Source organism: Chitinophaga sp. CB10 (assembly GCA_001870995.2).
GTDB lineage: Bacteria > Bacteroidota > Bacteroidia > Chitinophagales > Chitinophagaceae > Chitinophaga.
On record MLAV02000006.1, the window covers coordinates 77,989 to 96,313 of the forward strand.

At 52.6% G+C, this 18,325-nt stretch carries 17 protein-coding genes; 6 read left to right on the forward strand and 11 right to left on the reverse strand.

Annotated features, from left to right (window positions below):
* Positions 1-2: 2 nt before the first annotated feature.
* The 3 genes from BOC67_RS10490 to BOC67_RS10500 form a co-directional block, all read right to left on the reverse strand.
* Positions 3-578 (reverse strand): hypothetical protein, encoded by a 576-nt coding sequence (locus BOC67_RS10490; protein WP_291910079.1) that lies wholly within the window; start codon positions 576-578, stop codon positions 3-5.
* Between the two features lie 153 nt (positions 579-731).
* Entirely contained in the window at positions 732-1,718 is a 987-nt protein-coding gene (locus tag BOC67_RS10495) for a fatty acid desaturase (protein ID WP_291910080.1), read from the reverse strand.
* Positions 1,719-1,776: 58 nt separating this feature from the next.
* Positions 1,777-2,658 carry a lysophospholipid acyltransferase family protein gene (locus tag BOC67_RS10500; protein ID WP_291910082.1) on the reverse strand — a complete coding sequence of 294 codons (882 nt, stop codon included), beginning with the start codon at positions 2,656-2,658 and terminating at the stop codon, positions 1,777-1,779.
* A gap of 327 nt (positions 2,659-2,985) precedes the next feature.
* Here BOC67_RS10500 and BOC67_RS10505 point away from each other — a divergent pair, with 327 nt between their 5' ends.
* On the forward strand, positions 2,986-3,660 hold the full coding sequence (locus tag BOC67_RS10505; RefSeq protein ID WP_291910083.1) for a response regulator transcription factor: 675 nt from the start codon (positions 2,986-2,988) through the stop codon (positions 3,658-3,660).
* 36 nt (positions 3,661-3,696) lie between these two features.
* Positions 3,697-6,120, forward strand: a complete 2,424-nt coding sequence (locus BOC67_RS10510; RefSeq protein WP_291910085.1) for a TonB-dependent receptor — start codon at positions 3,697-3,699, stop codon at positions 6,118-6,120.
* A gap of 157 nt (positions 6,121-6,277) precedes the next feature.
* Here the strand turns inward: BOC67_RS10510 and BOC67_RS10515 are convergent, their stop codons facing one another.
* From BOC67_RS10515 to BOC67_RS10545, 7 genes are all read right to left on the reverse strand, one after another.
* Entirely contained in the window at positions 6,278-8,674 is a 2,397-nt protein-coding gene (locus tag BOC67_RS10515; RefSeq protein WP_291910086.1) for a TonB-dependent receptor, read from the reverse strand.
* A gap of 5 nt (positions 8,675-8,679) precedes the next feature.
* Entirely contained in the window at positions 8,680-10,011 is a 1,332-nt protein-coding gene (locus BOC67_RS10520) for an HTTM domain-containing protein (protein WP_291910087.1), read from the reverse strand.
* On the reverse strand, positions 9,998-11,074 hold the full coding sequence (locus tag BOC67_RS10525) for an imelysin family protein (protein WP_291910089.1): 1,077 nt from the start codon (positions 11,072-11,074) through the stop codon (positions 9,998-10,000). Before BOC67_RS10525 ends, BOC67_RS10520 begins: the two co-directional genes overlap by 14 nt.
* Positions 11,075-11,167: 93 nt before the next feature.
* Positions 11,168-12,280 (reverse strand): DUF4856 domain-containing protein, encoded by a 1,113-nt coding sequence (locus BOC67_RS10530; protein WP_291910090.1) that lies wholly within the window; start codon positions 12,278-12,280, stop codon positions 11,168-11,170.
* A 274-nt stretch (positions 12,281-12,554) separates the two neighbouring features.
* Positions 12,555-13,598, reverse strand: coding sequence for a HAMP domain-containing sensor histidine kinase (locus tag BOC67_RS10535; RefSeq protein ID WP_291910091.1), 1,044 nt, complete (start codon positions 13,596-13,598; stop codon positions 12,555-12,557).
* Entirely contained in the window at positions 13,595-14,269 is a 675-nt protein-coding gene (locus BOC67_RS10540; protein ID WP_291910093.1) for a response regulator transcription factor, read from the reverse strand. The genes BOC67_RS10535 and BOC67_RS10540 overlap by 4 nt, the downstream gene beginning before the upstream one ends.
* 86 nt (positions 14,270-14,355) lie before the next feature.
* Complete coding sequence (locus tag BOC67_RS10545) at positions 14,356-14,712, reverse strand: helix-turn-helix domain-containing protein (RefSeq protein ID WP_291910095.1); 357 nt, start codon at positions 14,710-14,712, stop codon at positions 14,356-14,358.
* A 106-nt stretch (positions 14,713-14,818) separates the two neighbouring features.
* On the opposite strand from BOC67_RS10545, the gene BOC67_RS10550 reads away from it, so the two are divergent.
* The 3 genes from BOC67_RS10550 (at position 14,819) to BOC67_RS10560 (ending at position 16,738) form a co-directional block, all read left to right on the forward strand.
* Positions 14,819-15,442 carry a DUF2306 domain-containing protein gene (locus BOC67_RS10550; RefSeq protein ID WP_291910096.1) on the forward strand — a complete coding sequence of 208 codons (624 nt, stop codon included), beginning with the start codon at positions 14,819-14,821 and terminating at the stop codon, positions 15,440-15,442.
* Between the two features lie 42 nt (positions 15,443-15,484).
* On the forward strand, positions 15,485-16,024 hold the full coding sequence (locus BOC67_RS10555; protein WP_291910098.1) for a prolyl-tRNA synthetase associated domain-containing protein: 540 nt from the start codon (positions 15,485-15,487) through the stop codon (positions 16,022-16,024).
* A 264-nt stretch (positions 16,025-16,288) separates the two neighbouring features.
* Positions 16,289-16,738: a nuclear transport factor 2 family protein gene (locus tag BOC67_RS10560; protein ID WP_291910099.1), complete on the forward strand. Its 450-nt coding sequence runs from the start codon at positions 16,289-16,291 to the stop codon at positions 16,736-16,738.
* Between the two features lie 2 nt (positions 16,739-16,740).
* On the opposite strand, the gene BOC67_RS10565 is transcribed toward BOC67_RS10560, so the two are convergent.
* Positions 16,741-17,559 (reverse strand): AraC family transcriptional regulator, encoded by an 819-nt coding sequence (locus BOC67_RS10565; protein WP_291910100.1) that lies wholly within the window; start codon positions 17,557-17,559, stop codon positions 16,741-16,743.
* 198 nt (positions 17,560-17,757) lie between these two features.
* Here BOC67_RS10565 and BOC67_RS10570 point away from each other — a divergent pair, with 198 nt between their 5' ends.
* The gene (locus BOC67_RS10570; RefSeq protein WP_291910102.1) at positions 17,758-18,306 is read left to right on the forward strand and encodes a serine acetyltransferase; all 549 of its coding nucleotides are present in this window, start codon (positions 17,758-17,760) and stop codon (positions 18,304-18,306) included.
* Positions 18,307-18,325: the final 19 nt, after the last annotated feature.

Genomic DNA, 18,325 nt, shown 5'->3' on the forward strand with positions numbered 1-18,325 from the left:
CGTCAAACTGATTTTGAATATTTGAGTAAATACCCCGGCGCCAGGTAACCGCCTATCACGGCAATGCCCTGTAGCAAAGGCTTTAACGCATCGCCCACCATTACGCTGCAGCAGGCGAGCAGCAAAAATAATATTCCTCCGGCAATTAACGGCCTGAATCGCATCACCAATCCGGATACGAGCGTGCCTAACCCGCCTAATAAGAGTGTGTACGTGAACGGTAGTTGATGGTTCAGCAGGCTGATGCCCACCACCAGCAGGAAACAAACGCCTATGGCCAGCCAGAGTTGCTTCAGGAACCAGTTGAGCCAGGTTTCCATACCGGCTTTCAGCTGCCGGAAGTAACGGAGCGTCCATACCACGCCGATTGCCACCGCCAGCGGAAAAGGCAGGAAGTAGAGCCGGGTCGTAGTGAAGGCGTGAAGCCCGTAGAACAGCAGGCTCGCCGCCGCAATCAGCCAGCCCCATAGCAAAAAGCAATCGCTCATCGCTTTGATGTTGTCCCTGGTTTTGGCGATGGTGGCCGTGATCAGCCGGAGGCTCTGCTCCGGGTCCAGCTTCATTTCATTTGCTTCCATGAAATAGCTTTTGGTATTTGCTTACAAATGTAAATGTAGTTTACGGTATAAACCAAATTTATTTTCCGGGGGAGGTAAATTTACCGGCGGGCACAAAAAAGGGCATCCGGTGGAGATGCCCTGCAATGCGGTTATTTATTTGTAATGCGGCCATTACCTGCCGGATGCCGCTTCCCTTAACGTCACCATCCTTTGCTGCGCGGAATCCCAGATCTTCAGCCGGCAGCAGGCTATCACATCTTTCAGCCGCCAGCTCGTGGTTTTGGCGCGCTGCAGCTCGGGGATCTTTGCCATTACCTCCGGCAGGCGGTAAAAAGGAATTTTGGCGTTCAGGTGATGGATATGATGGTAGCCAATGTTGCCGGTAAACCAGTTCATCAGGGGCGACATCACCATGTAGCTGGACGACAGCAGCGCGGCATCATGATAGCACCAGTCCTCATTTTCCCGGAAGGTAACCCCGGGGAAGTTATGCTGGGCATAGAACAGGTAAGCGCCCATGCCGCAGGCCAGGGAAAAAGGCAGGAAAATAAACAGCAGCCAGGCCTCCCAGCCGAGGAAATAAAACACGGCTACAGTGCCGCCGAGGTGCAGCACGATGGCCAGCAGGCTGTCCATATGCTTGCGGGGGCTGCTCAGGAACGACTGCACGCACATGCCCACCAGGAACATGGAGAGGTAGCCGGATAAAATCGTCAGCGGATGCCGGGTGAACAGGTAAGCCCTTCTTTCGCCGGGCGTCATCTGCTCAAACTTATGCCGCGTGGCAATAGGATAGGAGCCAATGCTGGCGCTGAAAAGCTTGGAATTATTTTTATGGTGGTAATCGTGGGAACGCTTCCAGATGCTGGCAGGCGCCAGGATGTAAAGGCCGAATACCGTCATGATAGCATTCGCCAGTGCGGAATGTTGCAGGATGGTATGGTGCTGGTGATCGTGATAGATCACAAACATTCTTACGATGAGTAATCCCGCCAGGATGCTGGCGGCTAACCGCAGTACAAAAAAAGGTAATAACAGGGTGCCGGTCAATGCACCTGCCAGCAATGCCAGCGTGGTCCATAAATGGAACCAGCTGCTGGACCTTACTTCACTGGCAAAAGGTTTCGTGGCCAGGATAAGATCTTTTCCTTCGCGCATAGGTCTTATAGTTTGTATGGTGTAATTACGCAGCGCTGCCGCGTGAGATGAGTCAATGTCAGGCGGCCTGCGGGCGCTTGTGCTTCCAGCGGCGGTGCGACCATAACCAGGTGGCAGGCTCAGCGAGGATGTCCGTTTCCAGTTTTCGTGTGTGCAATACCGTTATATCGCCTTCCGCCGCCGCAGCAGGCTGCTCTACGAGCATGGTAGCGGTTACCGTGTAGTAGCCTCTCTTCACCCGGTTCACGGAAACGTAGACCACGGGGGAATTCATCTTCTGGGCAATCTTTTCCGTGCCTTTGGAAACGGGCGTGTCCTGGTGGAGGAAAGGCACCCATTGGGCCGTGGCCGGCTGGGGCGACTGATCCGCAATAAATGCCGTGGCATTTACTTCCTGCCGGTTCTTCACCATTTCGCGGAAAGTATCCTGCATGGCGATGAGCCTGGTGCCGAAGCGCGTGCGCATCCTGTACATCAGCCCGTTGAAATGCTGGTTGGCCAGCGGGTGGTATATCACATAGAGCGGCTGCTTACATAAAATGCTGAAAGTATTGCCGGCCCATTCCCAATTGCCTTTATGGCCCATCACCAGCACGGCGCTTTTACCCTCCGCCGCCAGCTTGTCGAACAGGGCCAGCGTATCCGGGGTAAACCTGCAGCGCTTCACCATCTCCTCCCGGCTGATGGTAAGGGTTTTGAACGTTTCCAGGAACATATCGCAGAGATAGCGGTAAAAGTCTTTTCCGATCTGCTGCAGTTCCGCTTCGGACTTATCCGGGAAAGAGGCGCGTAAATTGCCCATCACCACTTTCTTCCTGTAAGAAAGAACGTAGTATAAGCCTACAAACATCACATCAGAGAGCAGGTATAATAAGCGGAAAGGAAGCAGGGCAAGCCCGTAAATAACAGGTTGCAGGCAGTAATAAATAACAGTTGACAAGTCAGCAAAGGTTTAGTAGCCGGATCTCCGGGAAACGGCAAATCATAAATGTATGCCTATAGCGGCACTTTTCATAATTATTACGGATAATTAAAGTGTTACGCCGTCGTTTTTGTAAAAGCATGTCCGGGTAAGTTTTAGCATTTCAGCAACCCTGCCAATATCCGGCGGACCGCATCAGCAGGTGATTTTCAGATACGACACGCTACTGCGCCGTTACCCCTATTCTTTCCCCCAAAAAAATAAAATTTTATACCCCCGCCAGGGGGGCAGGTACAGATTTTATTCAGAATGCCTTGCTACCTTAGCCTTTTAGTGTGCCATCATATGAAGATTTTAATTATTGAAGATGAGCAATCGCTGGCCCAAAGCATCAGCGCTTACCTGGCGGACGAGCAATACCGCTGCGAGGTGGCCGTGAATATGGACGAGGCCTACGAAAAAGTGGACCTCTATGATTATGACTGCATCCTGCTGGACCTCATGCTGGCCGGCGGGGACGGGCTGAAGGTGCTGGAAGAAATTAAAAATCAGCATAAGCAAAGTGGCGTGATTATTATCAGCGCCAGGGATTCGGTGGACGATAAGATCAGCGGGCTGCGGCTCGGCGCGGACGACTACCTCGCCAAACCCTTCCACCTCTCGGAGCTGGCCGCCAGGATCTATTCCCTCATCCGCCGCAAGAATTTCGGCAATGACGATGTGATAGCGTTCGATGATGTGCGGGTGGACCTGCAAGGCAAATCCGTGACAGTGGCGGATCAGCTGGTGCCGCTCACCCGCCGGGAATACGACCTGCTGCTGTACTTCCTCAGCAATAAAAATAAAGTGATCTCCAAAAACGCCCTGGCGGAACATTTGTCCGGCGATATGGCCGATGCACTGGATAATTTCAATTACATCTACGTGCATATCAAAAACCTGAAACGCAAGCTCACAGAGGCCGGATGCGGTAATTACCTCAAAACCATGTACGGCACCGGCTACAAATGGGAGATGTGAGCGTCTTAAGAATTTCAACCGAATTGCATTGTAACTATGCAGAAAAAGAATCTGCAGATGCAACGAATGATCTTCTTCCTGTTACTGCTGACCGGCCTCGCCATCGGCGCCAGCGCCCAGCAGGCAACAGTTTCCGGTATGGTGAAAGATGCGGCGACAAAGGAGCCGATGCCCTTTGTAAATATTTCGCTGCGTAAGGCGGGCGACAGCACAGGGATTAAAGGCACTATCTCCGGCGAGCAAGGCCGGTTTCAACTCAGTAACGTAAAAGAAGGCAGCTACCTGCTGCTCGTGTCCTACATGGGCTACCAGCCCCGTTACCTGCCGGTGCGGGTGGGGGAGCTCAATAACTTCCTGGATGTAGGCGCCATCGACCTCGCCCGCGCCGCGAAAACGCTGACGGAAATTACCGTTGCCGGCAAGGAGGCCACCGTATCTCCCAAAATGGACAAGAAAACTTTTAGTATAGCCGGCAACGTTAGTCAGGCCGGCGGGTCCGTACTCGCCGCCATGAAAAACCTGCCCGGCGTAACCGTGACGCAGGACGGGAAGATACAACTGCGCGGCAGCGACCAGGTGATGGTGCTGATAGACGGGCAGCAAACGGCGCTCACCGGCTTCGGCGGCCAAAGCAGCCTGGATAACATTCCCGCTTCCGCCATCGACCGGATTGAAATCATCAACAACCCTTCCGCGAGGTATGATGCCAACGGGAATGCCGGCATCGTCAACATCATCTACAAAAAAGAAAAGAAGGAAGGCTTCAACGGCAAAGTGGGCCTGACTTCCGGCCTGGGCGCACTCTGGATCAAGGAACAGAATTACCCCGGCATCCGCCCGCAATACCAGCGCACGCCTAAGGTGAACCCCAGCCTCGGGCTCAACTACCTGAAAGGAAAAGTGAACCTCTTTGTGCAGGGCGATTACCTGCTGAATAAAACCCTGAACAAAAACGAATTTGTAGACAGGTTTTATGATGACGGTACCGTGGTGAAACAACAGACCAAACGCAACCGCACCACCCGCGTGGCTACGGTGAAAGCCGGGGCTGACTGGGCGCTTAGCAACCAGGACAACTTTTCCATTTCAGGCCTCTACAGCCGGGAACATATCCTGGACCGGGGCGATGAACCTTTTTATAATAAAGATCTGCAGCGGCAGCGCCTCTGGCAGTTCCTGGAAGATGAGGTGAAAACTACCTTCACCGCCGCTTCCTCCTGGCAGCACCGCTTTGCGCAGCCGGGCCGGGTGCTGAATGCCGGCTTCAACTACACCTTCCACCGTGAAGATGAAAAGTACTTTTTCACGAACTTCATGCCTGCATTCACGGGGCTGGATTCGTTCAAGGTATTGTCAGACGAGCGGGTGGCCGACTTCAACCTGGACTACGTGCAACCCCTGCACTACGGCCGTTTTGAAACCGGTCTGAAATTCCGCAACCGCAGCATCCCCGTCAACATGCAGTTCAAGCCCGGCGAAAACTCGCCGCTGGACGTAAGAGCCGGCGGCTGGGCGGATTACCACGAAGTAATTCCTGCCTTGTACGGCAACTACATCCTGGAAAAGGAACATTGGGAAATGGAAGCGGGGCTGCGCGTGGAGTACGTGAAAATAGACTACAAGGTAAACCCGGACCATCCTACGTATAAGAGTAACGGTTATGAGTACACGCAGCCGTTCCCGAATGTGCGGTTAGCGTATAAGCTTAACGACTACAATAAGTTTTCGCTGTTTTATAACCGCCGGGTCGACAGGCCGAATGAAGGCGATATCCGCATCTTCCCCAAGTATGACGACGCGGAGATCATCAAAGTTGGCAATCCCGGGTTGCGGCCGCAGTACACCAATTCCTTTGAGCTGGCGTATAAGACGGACTGGAATGGCGGGTACCTCTCGGCTTCCGTGTACCACAAACGCATGGACGCTACCATTACGCGTATAGCCAGCACCGTGCCCGGCAGTACGCTCATCTATAATATTTTCCAGAACGCCGGCAAGAGCTACAGCACCGGTGTGGAAATGCTGTTCTCCCACCGGGTAACGCCCTGGGCTACACTGGGCCTCAACCTCAACGGCTACCAGCATATCATGGACTCGTTTTCAGTAGTGAACCTCTACCCGGTACCGAATACTTTCAGCGCCGGCAGGGAGTCTATTTTTTCAGGTAATGTGAAACTGAACGGCGCATTCCACTTCCCGCACAGCCTGGAAGGCCAGCTCACGGCTATTTACCAGGCGCCGGACCTGGTACCGCAGGGTAAAACGTATGCGCGTTTTTCTATCGACATGGGTGTTAAGAAAGGCGTACAACACGGCAGGGGAGAGGTGTTTGCCAATGTGACGGATGTGGCTAACACGCTCGCGCCAAAAAAGGAAGTGAATGGGAACGGGTTTCATTACGTAAGCACGGATTATTATGAAACGCAGGTGCTCAGGGTGGGATATAGTTATAAGTTTTAAATAATCGGCCTGTTGACAATATTGCTGCCGGCCGTCCATCGCACGGGCTTTACCTGCAACTGTTACCACTGATGCGTTGGGCGGCAGGGCAGCATAAAAAAAGGACTGCCTTTTCAGACAGTCCTGCATCACACACAGGGTTACAAACAATTACACACTAAAGTTTGTATTGAACAGTACAATAAAAATTACGTTTGTCCGCCGGCAGGATACCAGGCCCCGGGTAACCATCCGCTCTCCTCGTGAAATACTTCGTATCCCCCAGGTTATTGATCCCCGCATAGATGGTGAACGCGCGCCAGTTGTAGCTCGCGCTCAGGTCCATTACGTGGAATGCGTAAATGGCGCCGTCCACAGCCGTTGGCGTGATCTCCGTATTGGTAGCATCGGAATATTGTTTACCCTGGTAGGAATATTGCCAGGTCAGGTTAAACCGCGGATTCCCAAAGCTCACACCGGTGCGGAACAGCACGGGCGGCACATTCTCCACCAGCTTGTCCGCAAAGGCGGTGTTCTTGGTGGCGATGTAACGCGCGTCGATGAGCGAGAGGTTCGTATAGACGTTGAGTTTATACTTCGAACGCGCCTGTGTTAAGGCTTTCAGCACATCTCCTTCCACCAGCATCTCCAACCCGAGGTTACGGCTGTCAGCTACGTTGGTGCGTAACCGGTAGGTCATGAAATTGGAATCCTTCGTGAAGATGGAACCGATCCTGTCGTTGTATTTCAGGTAAAACGCGCTCACGTCCACATACAGCCAGCTTGTGAAAGAACCGCGGTAGCCGAGGTCGATGTTATAGCCGGTTTCGTCGTGGAGGTTCGGGTCCACCCGGGCGTTATTGTTTACAACGCGGATATCATTGAAATTAATGGAACGGTAGTTCTGGGAGATGTTACCGTACAACTCCGTGCCGTTATCGAATTTCCACGAAGTACCGATGCCGAGGAGCGTGAAGGAACGCGGGTTTTCCTTATGCTCGTCGATTTTTTCGTTGTCGATAAAAACGTTTTGTTTATAGTAGTAGCCGTCCGCCTTGGTGTTGATATGCTCGAGGCGGATGCCCGGCGTTACGCTCCAGTGGCTGTTGAGCTGGAAAATATTTTCTACGAAGGCGGCCATGTTATACCCCGGGAAGCGGTAGCGGGATTTATTCGGTTCCGCGGTGGTGAATTCGAAATCAGCTTTGCTGCCGTCGCTGCCATCGCCCTGGCTGCGGTTGGTGAGTCCTTTATAGAAGCGGCCTCCCACGAGGAAGGTGCTGTTATGTCCGCCCAGCAGGGGATAGCGGTGGATGAAGCGCAGCTCGGAGCCGAAGTTGCTGTAGCGGTCTTTCATGAAATCCCGCGGCCCGCCTATGTCAGGCCGATTGATATAGGAGAGAATGCCCAGCGCATCGCGGCCGCCCTGCAGCGTAAAGTTGCGCCAGTTCAGCTGGGAGCGGGGCGAAAATTTATAATCCAGGCTGAGATTAATGAGGTTCCAGTTTACCCGGAACCAGTTTCTTTCCCTTACGGAGACGGAAGGGTCCTCGTTGAACTGTTCATCCGTTAAACCGCCCGGCTGCTGCGCGAGGTAGCGCATAAAGGTATATTCGCCGGTGATCCTGAATTTCGGCGTGAGCTGGTAAGCCAGGTGGATGTAGGCGTTGTGCTGGTCGAAATGACTGTTCGGGCGCCAGCTGTCGCTCCGCTTAAACTGGTAAAACGTGTAGTAGTTCAGTTTACCCCTGGCAACGGTGCCGCCTACACTGTTAAACGAATTGAAGAACCCGAATGAGCCGCCTGTTTGCCGGGTTACCAGCTCAAAAGGTTTATCCGCAGGGCCTTCCTTCATCACAAAGTTGATCAACCCGCCAAACTGCGGACCGTATTGCAGGCTGGCCGCGCCGCGGATAATTTCGATATGGTCCAGCGCTTCCGCGGAAGGCGTGTAGTAGCTTTCCGGGTAGCCCAGGGCATCCGCGCTGATATCGTACCCATCCTGGCGGATGTTGAAGTTGGAGGAGCGGTTCGGACTCAGGCCCCTGCCGCCGATGCCCAGTTGCAGGCCGCCGTTGTCGTATTCCCAGATGTTGAGGCCGGGCACGCGGGCGTAGATCTGCCGGGTGTTGTTGGAAGCCAGGTTGGCGTTGAGGTTTTTCAGCTGAATGATTTCAGTTTTTTTGCCGGCGTAAATAGCGGTGCCTACGACGTCGCGGAGTTTGCCCGAAACGGTTTCCTCCTTGCTGTTGGTGACCACTACTTCAGCGAGGGTATTTTTTTGCAGGTTGACGTCCAGCTTCGCGGAGGAAGCAGGTATCGTCACCTGTTGTTCGTACGTTTTATAACCGGCGAAGCTCACCACCAGCGTATAGGTACCTTTCTCGATTTTTGCGAAACGGAAAAATCCATTTTCGTTGGAAGCCTGGGTGGCATTGCCCGGCATTATCCGCACTATAGCGCCTTCCAGCGGCTCGTTGCCGCTGCGTACCGTACCTTCCAGGGCATACTGGGCAAAGGCTGCCGGCATGCCGATGATAGTCAGTAACAATATGGCTATATATCCAGTTCTCATGTGCATCATTTATAGGGAAGAATCCATTTGTAGTGGCGCCAGCTCAGCGGCTGCGCCGCGAGGTTGACGGTAGAATCAATAAATAAGCGGGAGCGTTGTCCGTTGAGGGCTACGTATATTTCCGCATAGACCTCCGGATTTTTCCATCCCTTTTGTTCAAAATCGTTTCGCAGGTGATAGGCATATTTCAGGATCATGTCCGGTTGGGTGCTCATCATTTTTTCCTGCAGCGGGGTCAGGTAGTCCGCGTTGTTGATGGTGGTTGCCCGCCCGTGCCCGGCTTCCTTTACCGTGAAATAAGCCGTACCGGCCTTTTCCATCAGCATCACCCGCCAGGAAAAGCGGTAGCCTTCCTCGTTCCAGAAGAGATGGTCCGGGTAGAGGAGGAAGCGCAGCGGCAGCAGCAGTTGTACGATGGCATACAGTATGACCGCTGTTTGCAACGCCTGCGGATATACGAACGTATATACTTTGCCGTTAGGCGCTGATGCATATCCCGGCAGCAGGGAAAGCAACCGCTCATGGAAGCTGCCGGAGAAGAATATCAGCGTCGCCACGATCATCACGTAAGGGAACATGCCAATGCCCGGGAAGAACACGGCCGTAGCCACATGGAAGACGACTACTACCGCGTAGGCCCATGGCCGGGTGCGGCGGTTCAGCAGAAAGAACACGATGAAGCAGTCATATATGCAACCGAACCAGGAAAACACGTAGGCTACCCAGGATTGGTACATGAGCGGCCCTACGATGGGGAGGTGGCTGCGTGCCGGCAGCCACGTTTTCATGGGTTCCGCCTGCAGCAACCAGTCAGGGTTGATTTTGGCCAGCCCGGCATAGATGTAGACGATGGCCAGCTGGAACCGGAGGAGGCCGATGGTCCACGCTGGTACCTCATCCCTCCTCAACCCCGGCCATATCACCGTATCCACCGCGTACCTGCGGTTAGCCGGCAGCCATATCATGAGGAAGGCCACCAGGCTGATGAAGTAGTAGTGGTTCAGGTAGGTGGTCACATCGATCAGCTCCACGTAGGTGAACCCAAGGAAGAATACGATGGCGGCTATCCTGTAAAACAGCCCGGCCGCGATGAGCAGGGTGCTGAGCAGGATCACGCCAAACAGTACATACATGCCTGTGCCACTGAACGGCTGTACCCATTCAAATCCCCAGTAGGTGAAGTGAAAGGAGGGCTGGATATAGAGCGTATCCACCCAGCCCCGGAGTACAAAGCGGAGCAGGCTGCCGAACATCAGCAGGCCGAAAACGATGCGGAAGGTGACGAGCGGCGCGATGGACACCGGCCGTTGCCAGCGGGATGCGTTAGTCGCCGTCATTATCCATATAAGTTATCTGTACAGCGGTGGCGGAAGCTACATCCGTTTTAATCAGGGTGAGCAGCTTCTGGGTTTCGCGGTAGGCTGTTTCTACGAGGGCGGCGTTGTTTTTAAAGGCATCGGACATCGGATCAGGAATAGCGTTGATGGCATTCTGCACGAGGTTGAACTGTGCTATTACATCCGTGTTCAGCTGTTGTTTGCCGAGGAGGATGAGGTAATCGTCGATACCATTGCCGCTGCCGCCGGTATAATATTTCTTTAACGCGGTGAGGTTGGCGATGGCCAGGTCTTTCGTATAGGCGGAGAAGTAGCCTTCGCATTTATCCGCGAATACGATACCGTTGGATTGCTTGCCGAAGGGCCAGCCGATGCGGGGGCCTTTCAGGGCGTCCATTTCAAAGGCAAACTGGTTTACGAGGCTGCCGATGGAGCTGCCCACGTTGGTTTGCAGGTTGGTTACGAATACTTCGCGGTAGCCGTTGGCCCATTGCTGCTGCGTATTGTTCAGCAGGGACTTCATGCGCGCGAAAATATCCTTTACATATTTTTTGCGGTTAACTGCCGTAGCGCCGTTGAATTGCTGTACGGCGTCGGTGGAAAAGAAGAGGTAGTCCAGCGCGGGAAAGCCCTGGATGCTGTCGGATGCCAGTACCAGCGCCAGGTTGTAGTTACCCGTCTGGATGCCGGATTCGATTTTGTTAACAGCTGTAGGGAAGGTATTCAATGTATTATTTAACTGCTGAGAGGCGGCCGGGCCGAAGTACACGGCGGATACGCCTTCAAAAGCGATATAGGCATTTTTGAACGGGAGGCGGAGCGCCTGTTGCGTGGTAACGGATGGCGCGGCGAGAAATACATCCGCGGCGGTTTCCAGTACGGTGATGCGTGCCTGCAGGTCGTTATAGGCAGGTGCGATCAGCGTATCGGCGTAGTTCACGAGCATATTCTTTTTGAATACATCCGTGGCGTTACCCGCGCCTGTGCCGGGATTGCTGTCCTTGCCGCATCCGAAGAGGAGGGCGCCGGCAGCGGCGATGATCCAAAGTTTTGTTGATTTCATGGTGTGTGTGCGTTGTGTGTGTGATGCTTATTGGAAAAGCAGGCGCCGGTATTGAAGGCCGGCGCCTGCCTGGAAGTGTGTGTGGTAATATAATTATTGCAGCTGTCCGTATGTATTGGTCAGGATGGTCTGCATTTGTTTCAGTTTTGCGTTGGTAGCGTCGGCTGCGAGGGCATAGAAGTTTGATTGCATGATATCGAGCAGCGTCTGGTAGTTAGCCGCGGTGAGCTTGCTGGTAGCGGGGCGGTATTTCAGCGCCAGTACAAAGCCGTAGCACTCGGAGTAGGCGTGGAATTTCACGGCCAGGTCGGAGCTGCCCTGCGGCAGGGTAGCGTAGGCGTATGCAGCGGCGGCCAGTGTTTTTTCCAGTGTTTCTTTGATGGTGGCGATCGCCTGATCGCGGCCGGCGTAGTCTTTAGCGTTGATAGCGGCGCGGCCTTTACGGAACGCGGAGAAGATGGTACCTCCGGCCTGGATGGCGCGGCCTCTTTCGCGGAAGTATCCGCCGATGGCCAGCGGCCGGTTCACCTCTGTATTAGCGTATGTTTTAGCGGAATCGTAATCTTTGGGAATGCCTACGTAGCCGAATGCGAGGTCCCAGCTGTGCTGCATGGCAGTGCCGGTACCGGCTTTAACGGTGTTGTTATCGTCTTTCCGGGATTGATCCAGCAGGGCGTTGATTTTCGCGATTTGCAGGGCGCCCATCAGGCCTTTGGCCACGAGCTGGTTGAATTCCACGCCCTGGTGGTTAACCAGGCGGGTGCCTACTTTACCGGCTGTGCCGTTAGCTGCCTGCACATTGAAGGAGGCGCTTATTTGCACCATGGAGTCCGCCAGTTGTTTGAAAACAGCGGCATCGGTAGTTTTGGCGGAAAGGCCAAAGCCCAGCGCGTTGATAGCCGTAACGGACAATGGCAGGTTGGTCGCAATTTCTGCCGTATAGGCGTTACCGGTATTGTTCCAGAGGAAGTTGACAGAATCGGCGGACAACTGGCGGCCGGTTCCTTTTCCGAGCCAGGACGTGAAGCCTGCCCACATGGATACGCTGCCGGTAGCTTCCGCGTAGTCAACGTTTTCGAAAGTGTAAGTATCAGGAACGGTGTAAACCGGTGGAGTGGCAGGAGCGTCGTCTTTCTTACAGGATGCAACAGTCAGGATGAAGGAACCAAGGATCAGTGGTGTGCCAAGGAGTTTTTTATATAACATTTTTCGTCTGATTTTGATGCAAAGCAACAAAACAGATACGCCGCATTGTAATCAAATGCGGAATTCGATTTATGTAATCGGGAAAATTTCTCCGGCAATAGGGATTCGGCCCGGGTGGCGGGTGAATGGTGATGCAAGATTAGGGGAAAAAAATTAGAATCTGAAATTATTTGGAATGAAATCTGAAAATATTTTGAATTTTTGAGCAGGGTTGGCAATAAGCCAGCTACATTCCGGTAAGCGCCGGCCATTTACGCGACCCCTTCCCAAACCCCTAAAACCCAATCCTGAATACATGAAACCCGCTTTCAAACTTATACTCCACCTTCCACCCATACCGCCCGGAAATCTGTTTGATCAGCGCCAGGCCAAGCCCCGAGCCGGAAGTAGTAGATGAAGTAATGGCAAACCGCTTAAACAATTGCTCTTCGAGCAAGGGTGTTTTGCCGGAGTTTTTTATGGAGATATAACCTGCATGCAGGGAAAGATGCACCTCGCCGGGCGTGGAGCTATGGCGGACAGCATTGGTCAGTAAGTTCCCCAAAAGGATTTCCAGTAAGATACGATTGCCTTCTACCATTACGCCCGGTGTTATATCCAGGTGCAGGGAGAGTTCCTTTTCTTCAAAGTAAAAAGACAGCTGCGAAAGCAATTCCTCCAGCGCGGCGCTGAGGTTCACCTGTTCTTTATCTGCAAACTGGCTGTTTTCAATCTTTGTCAGCAGGAGGAGGTTCTTATTGATCCGGCTTACGCGGGATAAGGCCAGCAGCGCTTCCTCAATCAGCTGGAACTGCGCATCGCTCAATTGCTCGCTTTGGGAAAGCAGGTCCAGCTTGGACTGTACTACCGCCAGCGGTGTTTGCAGCTCATGGGAGGCATTGTCCGCAAATTCCTTTTGCTGGTTGTAGATGTTAATATTAGCGGTCAGCAGTTTTTCCAGGCTGGTGTTGAGATCATCAAACTCTGTAATGCCGGTTTTTTTGAAGCGGATATCGTGGGGCTGGTTCAGGTTGAAAGCCCTGATCTCCGCCAGGCTTTCGTAAAACGGCTGCCACATTTTTTTGGAAAGGATGCGGTTCATCACGATCAGCGCGCCCAGCAGGAAAATGAAGAAGATCACGCTGAGCAGCGTTACCGCGCCGATGATCAGGAAGCTGTCTTCCCGCGCGGCTTCGGTAGTAAGCATGACGTTGTGTTCATCCATTTCGTACTGCCATAACCGGCTGATGGCAAAGTAATAGATGGGAATACTCAATACCAGCACAATGCCGGCGCAAATGAGTATTTTACGAAGGGAGTAGTTCAGCAGTTTACTCATATCTCCCATTTATAACCTGTTCCGTAAATAGTACGCAGATAGTTACCGCAGCCGCCGTCATGCAACTTCTTCTTTAAGTTTTTAATATGCGCGTACACGTGATCGTAAGAGTCGAAGTCCACCACGCCGGCGCCGGAAATATGCTCTGCCAGCGCCGCTTTGGAGAGTACGCGGTTCGCATTGCTGATGAGCAGCAACAGCAGCCCGAATTCCTTTTTCGTCAATAACACGGGCTTGTCATGGATGGTCACTTCCTTGCCGAGGACGTCCACCTTCAGTTCGTTCTGCTCAATGATATTGACGTTGCCCAGCTGCCTGCGCCTGATGACGGAAAAGATGCGGGCGGACAGCTCGGAGAGGTAAAAAGGTTTGGAAATATAATCGTCCGCACCGAGGTGCAGTCCTTTAATACGATCGTCCAGGGAATTTTTAGCGGAAATGATGATGGTACCTGCGTCCTTTTTGAGTTGCTTCAGTTCCTCCACAATTGCCAGGCCGTTGCCGCCGGGCAGCATGATGTCCAGCAGGATACAGTCGTAGTTGCAGGCGCGGATTTTTTCCAGTGCTTCGTCGTAATCCGCTGCAAAATCGCAGGAATAGCCCTCCTCCCGAAGATAAACGGCGATGCTTTTGGCCAGCTCCGGTTCATCTTCAATAATTAGAATCTTCATCCGATAAAAGTATTGTTCAATTTTGTATAAATTCTGAATTATACAGATATACGGGAATTTGAGCCGGATGGTTGTGTGAGGGGGAATTAAATCTCTGCGAGCCGCTCCTGTATCTCGGCCTGGTGCGCCAGCCCCCACGCGTCAATCTGCGCAAGGATAGGCAGCAGGCTTTCCCCCAGCGGCGTCAGGCGGTATTCCGAACGCTTTGGGTATTCAGTTTCATTGTCCTGGCTTTTTTCAATCATGCCGAAATAAAGTAATTCCGCCAGCTGCATCTCAATTACCCGGGGCGAGGCCTCGCTGATGCTGCGGGTAATTTCGCTGGGCCGGGTCATCCCCCGGCGGATGGCATCCAGGATACAGCATTTCCATTTCCCGCCTAACACTCTCATGGCGAGGTATAATCCGCAATCCGGATCGTCTGCTATTTTTCTTGTGTACATGGTTTAAAGGTAAGGAAAATACGGCGGCGGCATACCGAATCTTTTATCGGTTATTGTACAGGCGCAGGGTTCCGCGGATATTTGTGTCACAAAACCGAAAGCAAAAATGGAAAAGAATATCAGACTACAGTACAGCGACTTATTACCTTTGATCATATGGATAGGCGTATTTTTCGTGACCTGGTTGTTTATGCACGGGGCGGACCATTACCTGCAAATGACGCCGGAAGCGCTGGGTAAATATTTCAAGCAAAGATATTTCCTGATCGCACATATTACCTCCGGCGGCGGCGCCCTGATTTCCGGCGCATTACAGTTCTGGCCAAAGCTGCGGAATTTCAGTCCGCTGCTGCATCGCGGCATCGGGTACGTGTACCTCCTGGCCGTCCTCACCAGCAGCATAGCTGCGCTGGTATTAGCATTTACAGCTGCGTACGTGGTGAGCTGGGCGTATGCTTTCACCCTGCAGGTATGGGCGGCCGTATGGATCAGCAGCAGCTTCATTGCCTGGATCACTGCCGTACGGCGGCAGTTCAAACTGCATAAGGAATGGATGATCCGGAGTTACATCGTGACAGTGGCATTCCTGGTATCCGGATTTTTACTGAAGGTGCCGGCGATACAGCAGCTGGGTAGCTTTGAATCGATTTCCGTTCCGTTTTTCTGGCTCGGATGGGCCGTATCGCTCTACACCTATGAAATAATCCGCAGCGTAAAGCCGAAGCGCTAGCCGGCTTTTGATTTTAGGTGGGCAGGGGTTATCTTTAGGGGTATGATTTACGTAAGCGAGGCAAAGACTACTGCGCCAGAGGAATTTAAGACGCCGCTACAGCAAAAGGTATATGAACTCCTGGCGGAAAAGGCCGTCCCCTTCCAGCGGGTGGATTGTGAACCGGCCATCACCATGGAAGATTGTATCATGATCGATGAAAGGCTGCAAATGAAAACGGTAAAGACGCTGTTCCTTTGCAACCGCCAGCAGACCCGCTTTTACCTGGCGGTAACCACTGCAGACAAACCTTTCGTTACAAAGGATTTTAGCGCCGCGCTCGGGGTTTCCAGGGTGTCCTTTGCGCCGGTGGAATTGTTAAATTCCATGGTGGGCACGGCAGTAGGCGCTGCCACCATCTTCGGGTTGCTGCTGGACGGCGAACAGCAGATCCGGCTGGTGATAGATAAGGAGGTGCTGAAGGAGGAATGGTATGGCTGCAGCGATGGAACGACTACCAGTTATCTCCGGCTGCCTATGGATTGGGTGATGCGGGAGTTCATCCCGGCGACGGGGCATACGCCGCAGCTGGTGGAGCTGTAGGCGGCCATGGCGGCTGCCGGCAGCATTTGATATGGTTGTGAAACATAATCAGGGCAGCGGTTAAAACCGGCCTGCCATGCCATCTTCCGGCAGTATGATAATCATGGCAGCGGTTAAAACCGGCCTGTCATGCCATCTTCCGGCAGTATGATAATCATGGCAGCGGTTAAAACCATCCTGCCATGCCATCTTCCCTCATTTGTTCGCTTTTATACAATTTTACTCCCCCGATTTCCCCGTCCTTTGCCTAAAAAAGAAAAACCCATGAAAAAGTTCCTGTTCTTAACCGCGCTGGTATTCACCTGCTGCCTGGCCTATGCCCAATCGGACGATAAACTCCTGAAAGAAGCCAGAACAGCCATCGAAGCCAGTAATGCCAGGTACGGAGACCTCGCTCTTAAAAATGATGGTAGTATCCTTACTTGTTATACAGATGATGCCTGCCTTTTTCCGCCGGGCGCTCCGCCGGTTTGTGGCAAGGGTAATCTGGCGAAGTTCTTTAAGGATGGTCCTCAGGTGCATGTTAAGTTCACTATACAACACCTGTACGGCGATGGTAAAGGATTTGTAACGGAAGAAAGCTTCTATGAAATGACCGACCTGCAGGGCAATAAGGTGGACGACGGTAAGGTGGTCATCGTTTGGAAGAAAACCAATGCCGGCTGGAAAATGCACCGGGATATGTTCAGCAGCAACCATCCCGCTAAACCATAATACTAAAACCCTATGTTCACCGCCTGCTGATATTCCTTGCCATTCCTGGTGAGGGAGCGCCGGGCTTCAGAAGGCGTAATGCCGGTAAATTTCCGGAACTCCCGGATGAAATGCGCCTGGTCATAATAACCACACTCATAGGCAATCGCAGTCAACGAAGCAGGGGAGTGCAGCACCTGTTGCAGGCCCCTGTTAAACCGTACAATGCCGGCAAAGGCCGCAGGGCTCAGGCCTATATGGGAAAGGTATAGCTTCTGGATATACCTGCTGGAAATCCCGGTATCCCGCGACAAAGAGGACAAATCAGGTTGGGAGAGGCCGGTCAATACCTGCCGGGATAACTGCTGCACCAGCGTTACTTTTTTCAGTTGCTTTTCATTTTTGGCCAGCAGCCGCAGGAAGTAATCTTCCAGGACGCTGATCTGCCGGGCTACCTGGTCCGCCTCCATTACCCGCTGGTACAATTCCCGGCTCTCTTCCAGCCTTACATCATAGAGGTCCGTCGCATAATTCGTAAACGCCGATAACTGGTACGGGAAAAATAAAGCGGCGGCAAAAGGGTAGATGCGCGCAATGAGTACAGTCGTGCCTTCCTTTACCGTCAACCGCGTTGGCAGCGTGAGATGCCCCAGCAGCTCAATGTCCGGCGTATCCTTCTTCCGCCCGTTGATGATGGTAGCGGCATTGCCTGCGGATATATTCAGCACAAGGTCCACATACCCGCTGGGGTAAAATACCTCGTTGTCTATATCCTTGCCTATGGTTACAACCGTATAGTTTTTAATATATGGGGCCAGTAAGGCAGATGGTAAGAATTGCATGTTGGCGGGTTAATATCGTCCCTGCCTAAAGTTAAGCATTTCGGTAAGTCCGTTCGCCAAAATATTTGCGGTACGCATCCCGGTTCCGGAACTATTTTAAGGAAAATGTCCGTTGTGGTCTGGAATTTGTGCAGTAAGGCCGAAATTTGAAAAACCATTAAGCTGTTACTATTTCTTTAACCATATCGCATCTTTTAAATGAACAGGACAATTCAGGCGGACCTCTTCCGGTACGGCGGTTTAACCGGTACCAAAGGGTTGATAAAAGGATTTCGTAAGCCCGGGTTCCGCTATATGTACGTATTCCGCCAGGCTTCCCAGGGAAGCCGCTATTCCCCTAAACGCCTCTTTTTTGCCTGGCTGCGCAGGCGGTATTCCTATAAATTCGGATTCCAGATCCCCGTGGGAACCAGCATAGGGGAAGGTTTCTTCATCGGCCACCACGGCACCATCGTCGTAAACGTAAAAGCCAGGATAGGAAAAAATTGCAACATCGCCCATAACGTCACCATCGGCCAGGCCAACCGCGGGAGGCTGGAAGGGTATCCCACCATTGGGGACCATGTGTGGATAGGTACCGGCGCCGTCATCGTAGGAAATATTCATATAGGCAACAACGTGCTGATTGCGCCGAATGCGTATGTGAACATGGACGTGCCGGAAAACTCCCTGGTACTGGGTAACCCGGCAAAGATCATCAGTAAGGAAAACCCTTGCGAAGGGTATATCAATAATATACTGCATTAATTCCTGCTTTGCTTTTTTA

Bases quoted from the DNA above. Each gene is read 5' to 3' on its own strand.
- BOC67_RS10490 (WP_291910079.1), bottom strand. From the start codon at position 578: ATGGAAGCAAATGAAATGAAGCTGGACCCGGAGCAGAGCCTCCGGCTG.
- BOC67_RS10495 (WP_291910080.1), bottom strand. From the start codon at position 1,718: ATGCGCGAAGGAAAAGATCTTATCCTGGCCACGAAACCTTTTGCCAGT.
- BOC67_RS10505 (WP_291910083.1), top strand. From the start codon at position 2,986: ATGAAGATTTTAATTATTGAAGATGAGCAATCGCTGGCCCAAAGCATC.
- BOC67_RS10510 (WP_291910085.1), top strand. From the start codon at position 3,697: ATGCAGAAAAAGAATCTGCAGATGCAACGAATGATCTTCTTCCTGTTA.
- BOC67_RS10515 (WP_291910086.1), bottom strand. From the start codon at position 8,674: ATGAGAACTGGATATATAGCCATATTGTTACTGACTATCATCGGCATG.
- BOC67_RS10520 (WP_291910087.1), bottom strand. From the start codon at position 10,011: ATGACGGCGACTAACGCATCCCGCTGGCAACGGCCGGTGTCCATCGCG.
- BOC67_RS10525 (WP_291910089.1), bottom strand. From the start codon at position 11,074: ATGAAATCAACAAAACTTTGGATCATCGCCGCTGCCGGCGCCCTCCTC.
- BOC67_RS10530 (WP_291910090.1), bottom strand. From the start codon at position 12,280: ATGTTATATAAAAAACTCCTTGGCACACCACTGATCCTTGGTTCCTTC.
- BOC67_RS10535 (WP_291910091.1), bottom strand. From the start codon at position 13,598: ATGAGTAAACTGCTGAACTACTCCCTTCGTAAAATACTCATTTGCGCC.
- BOC67_RS10540 (WP_291910093.1), bottom strand. From the start codon at position 14,269: ATGAAGATTCTAATTATTGAAGATGAACCGGAGCTGGCCAAAAGCATC.
- BOC67_RS10545 (WP_291910095.1), bottom strand. From the start codon at position 14,712: ATGTACACAAGAAAAATAGCAGACGATCCGGATTGCGGATTATACCTC.
- BOC67_RS10550 (WP_291910096.1), top strand. From the start codon at position 14,819: ATGGAAAAGAATATCAGACTACAGTACAGCGACTTATTACCTTTGATC.
- BOC67_RS10555 (WP_291910098.1), top strand. From the start codon at position 15,485: ATGATTTACGTAAGCGAGGCAAAGACTACTGCGCCAGAGGAATTTAAG.
- BOC67_RS10560 (WP_291910099.1), top strand. From the start codon at position 16,289: ATGAAAAAGTTCCTGTTCTTAACCGCGCTGGTATTCACCTGCTGCCTG.
- BOC67_RS10565 (WP_291910100.1), bottom strand. From the start codon at position 17,559: ATGCAATTCTTACCATCTGCCTTACTGGCCCCATATATTAAAAACTAT.
- BOC67_RS10570 (WP_291910102.1), top strand. From the start codon at position 17,758: ATGAACAGGACAATTCAGGCGGACCTCTTCCGGTACGGCGGTTTAACC.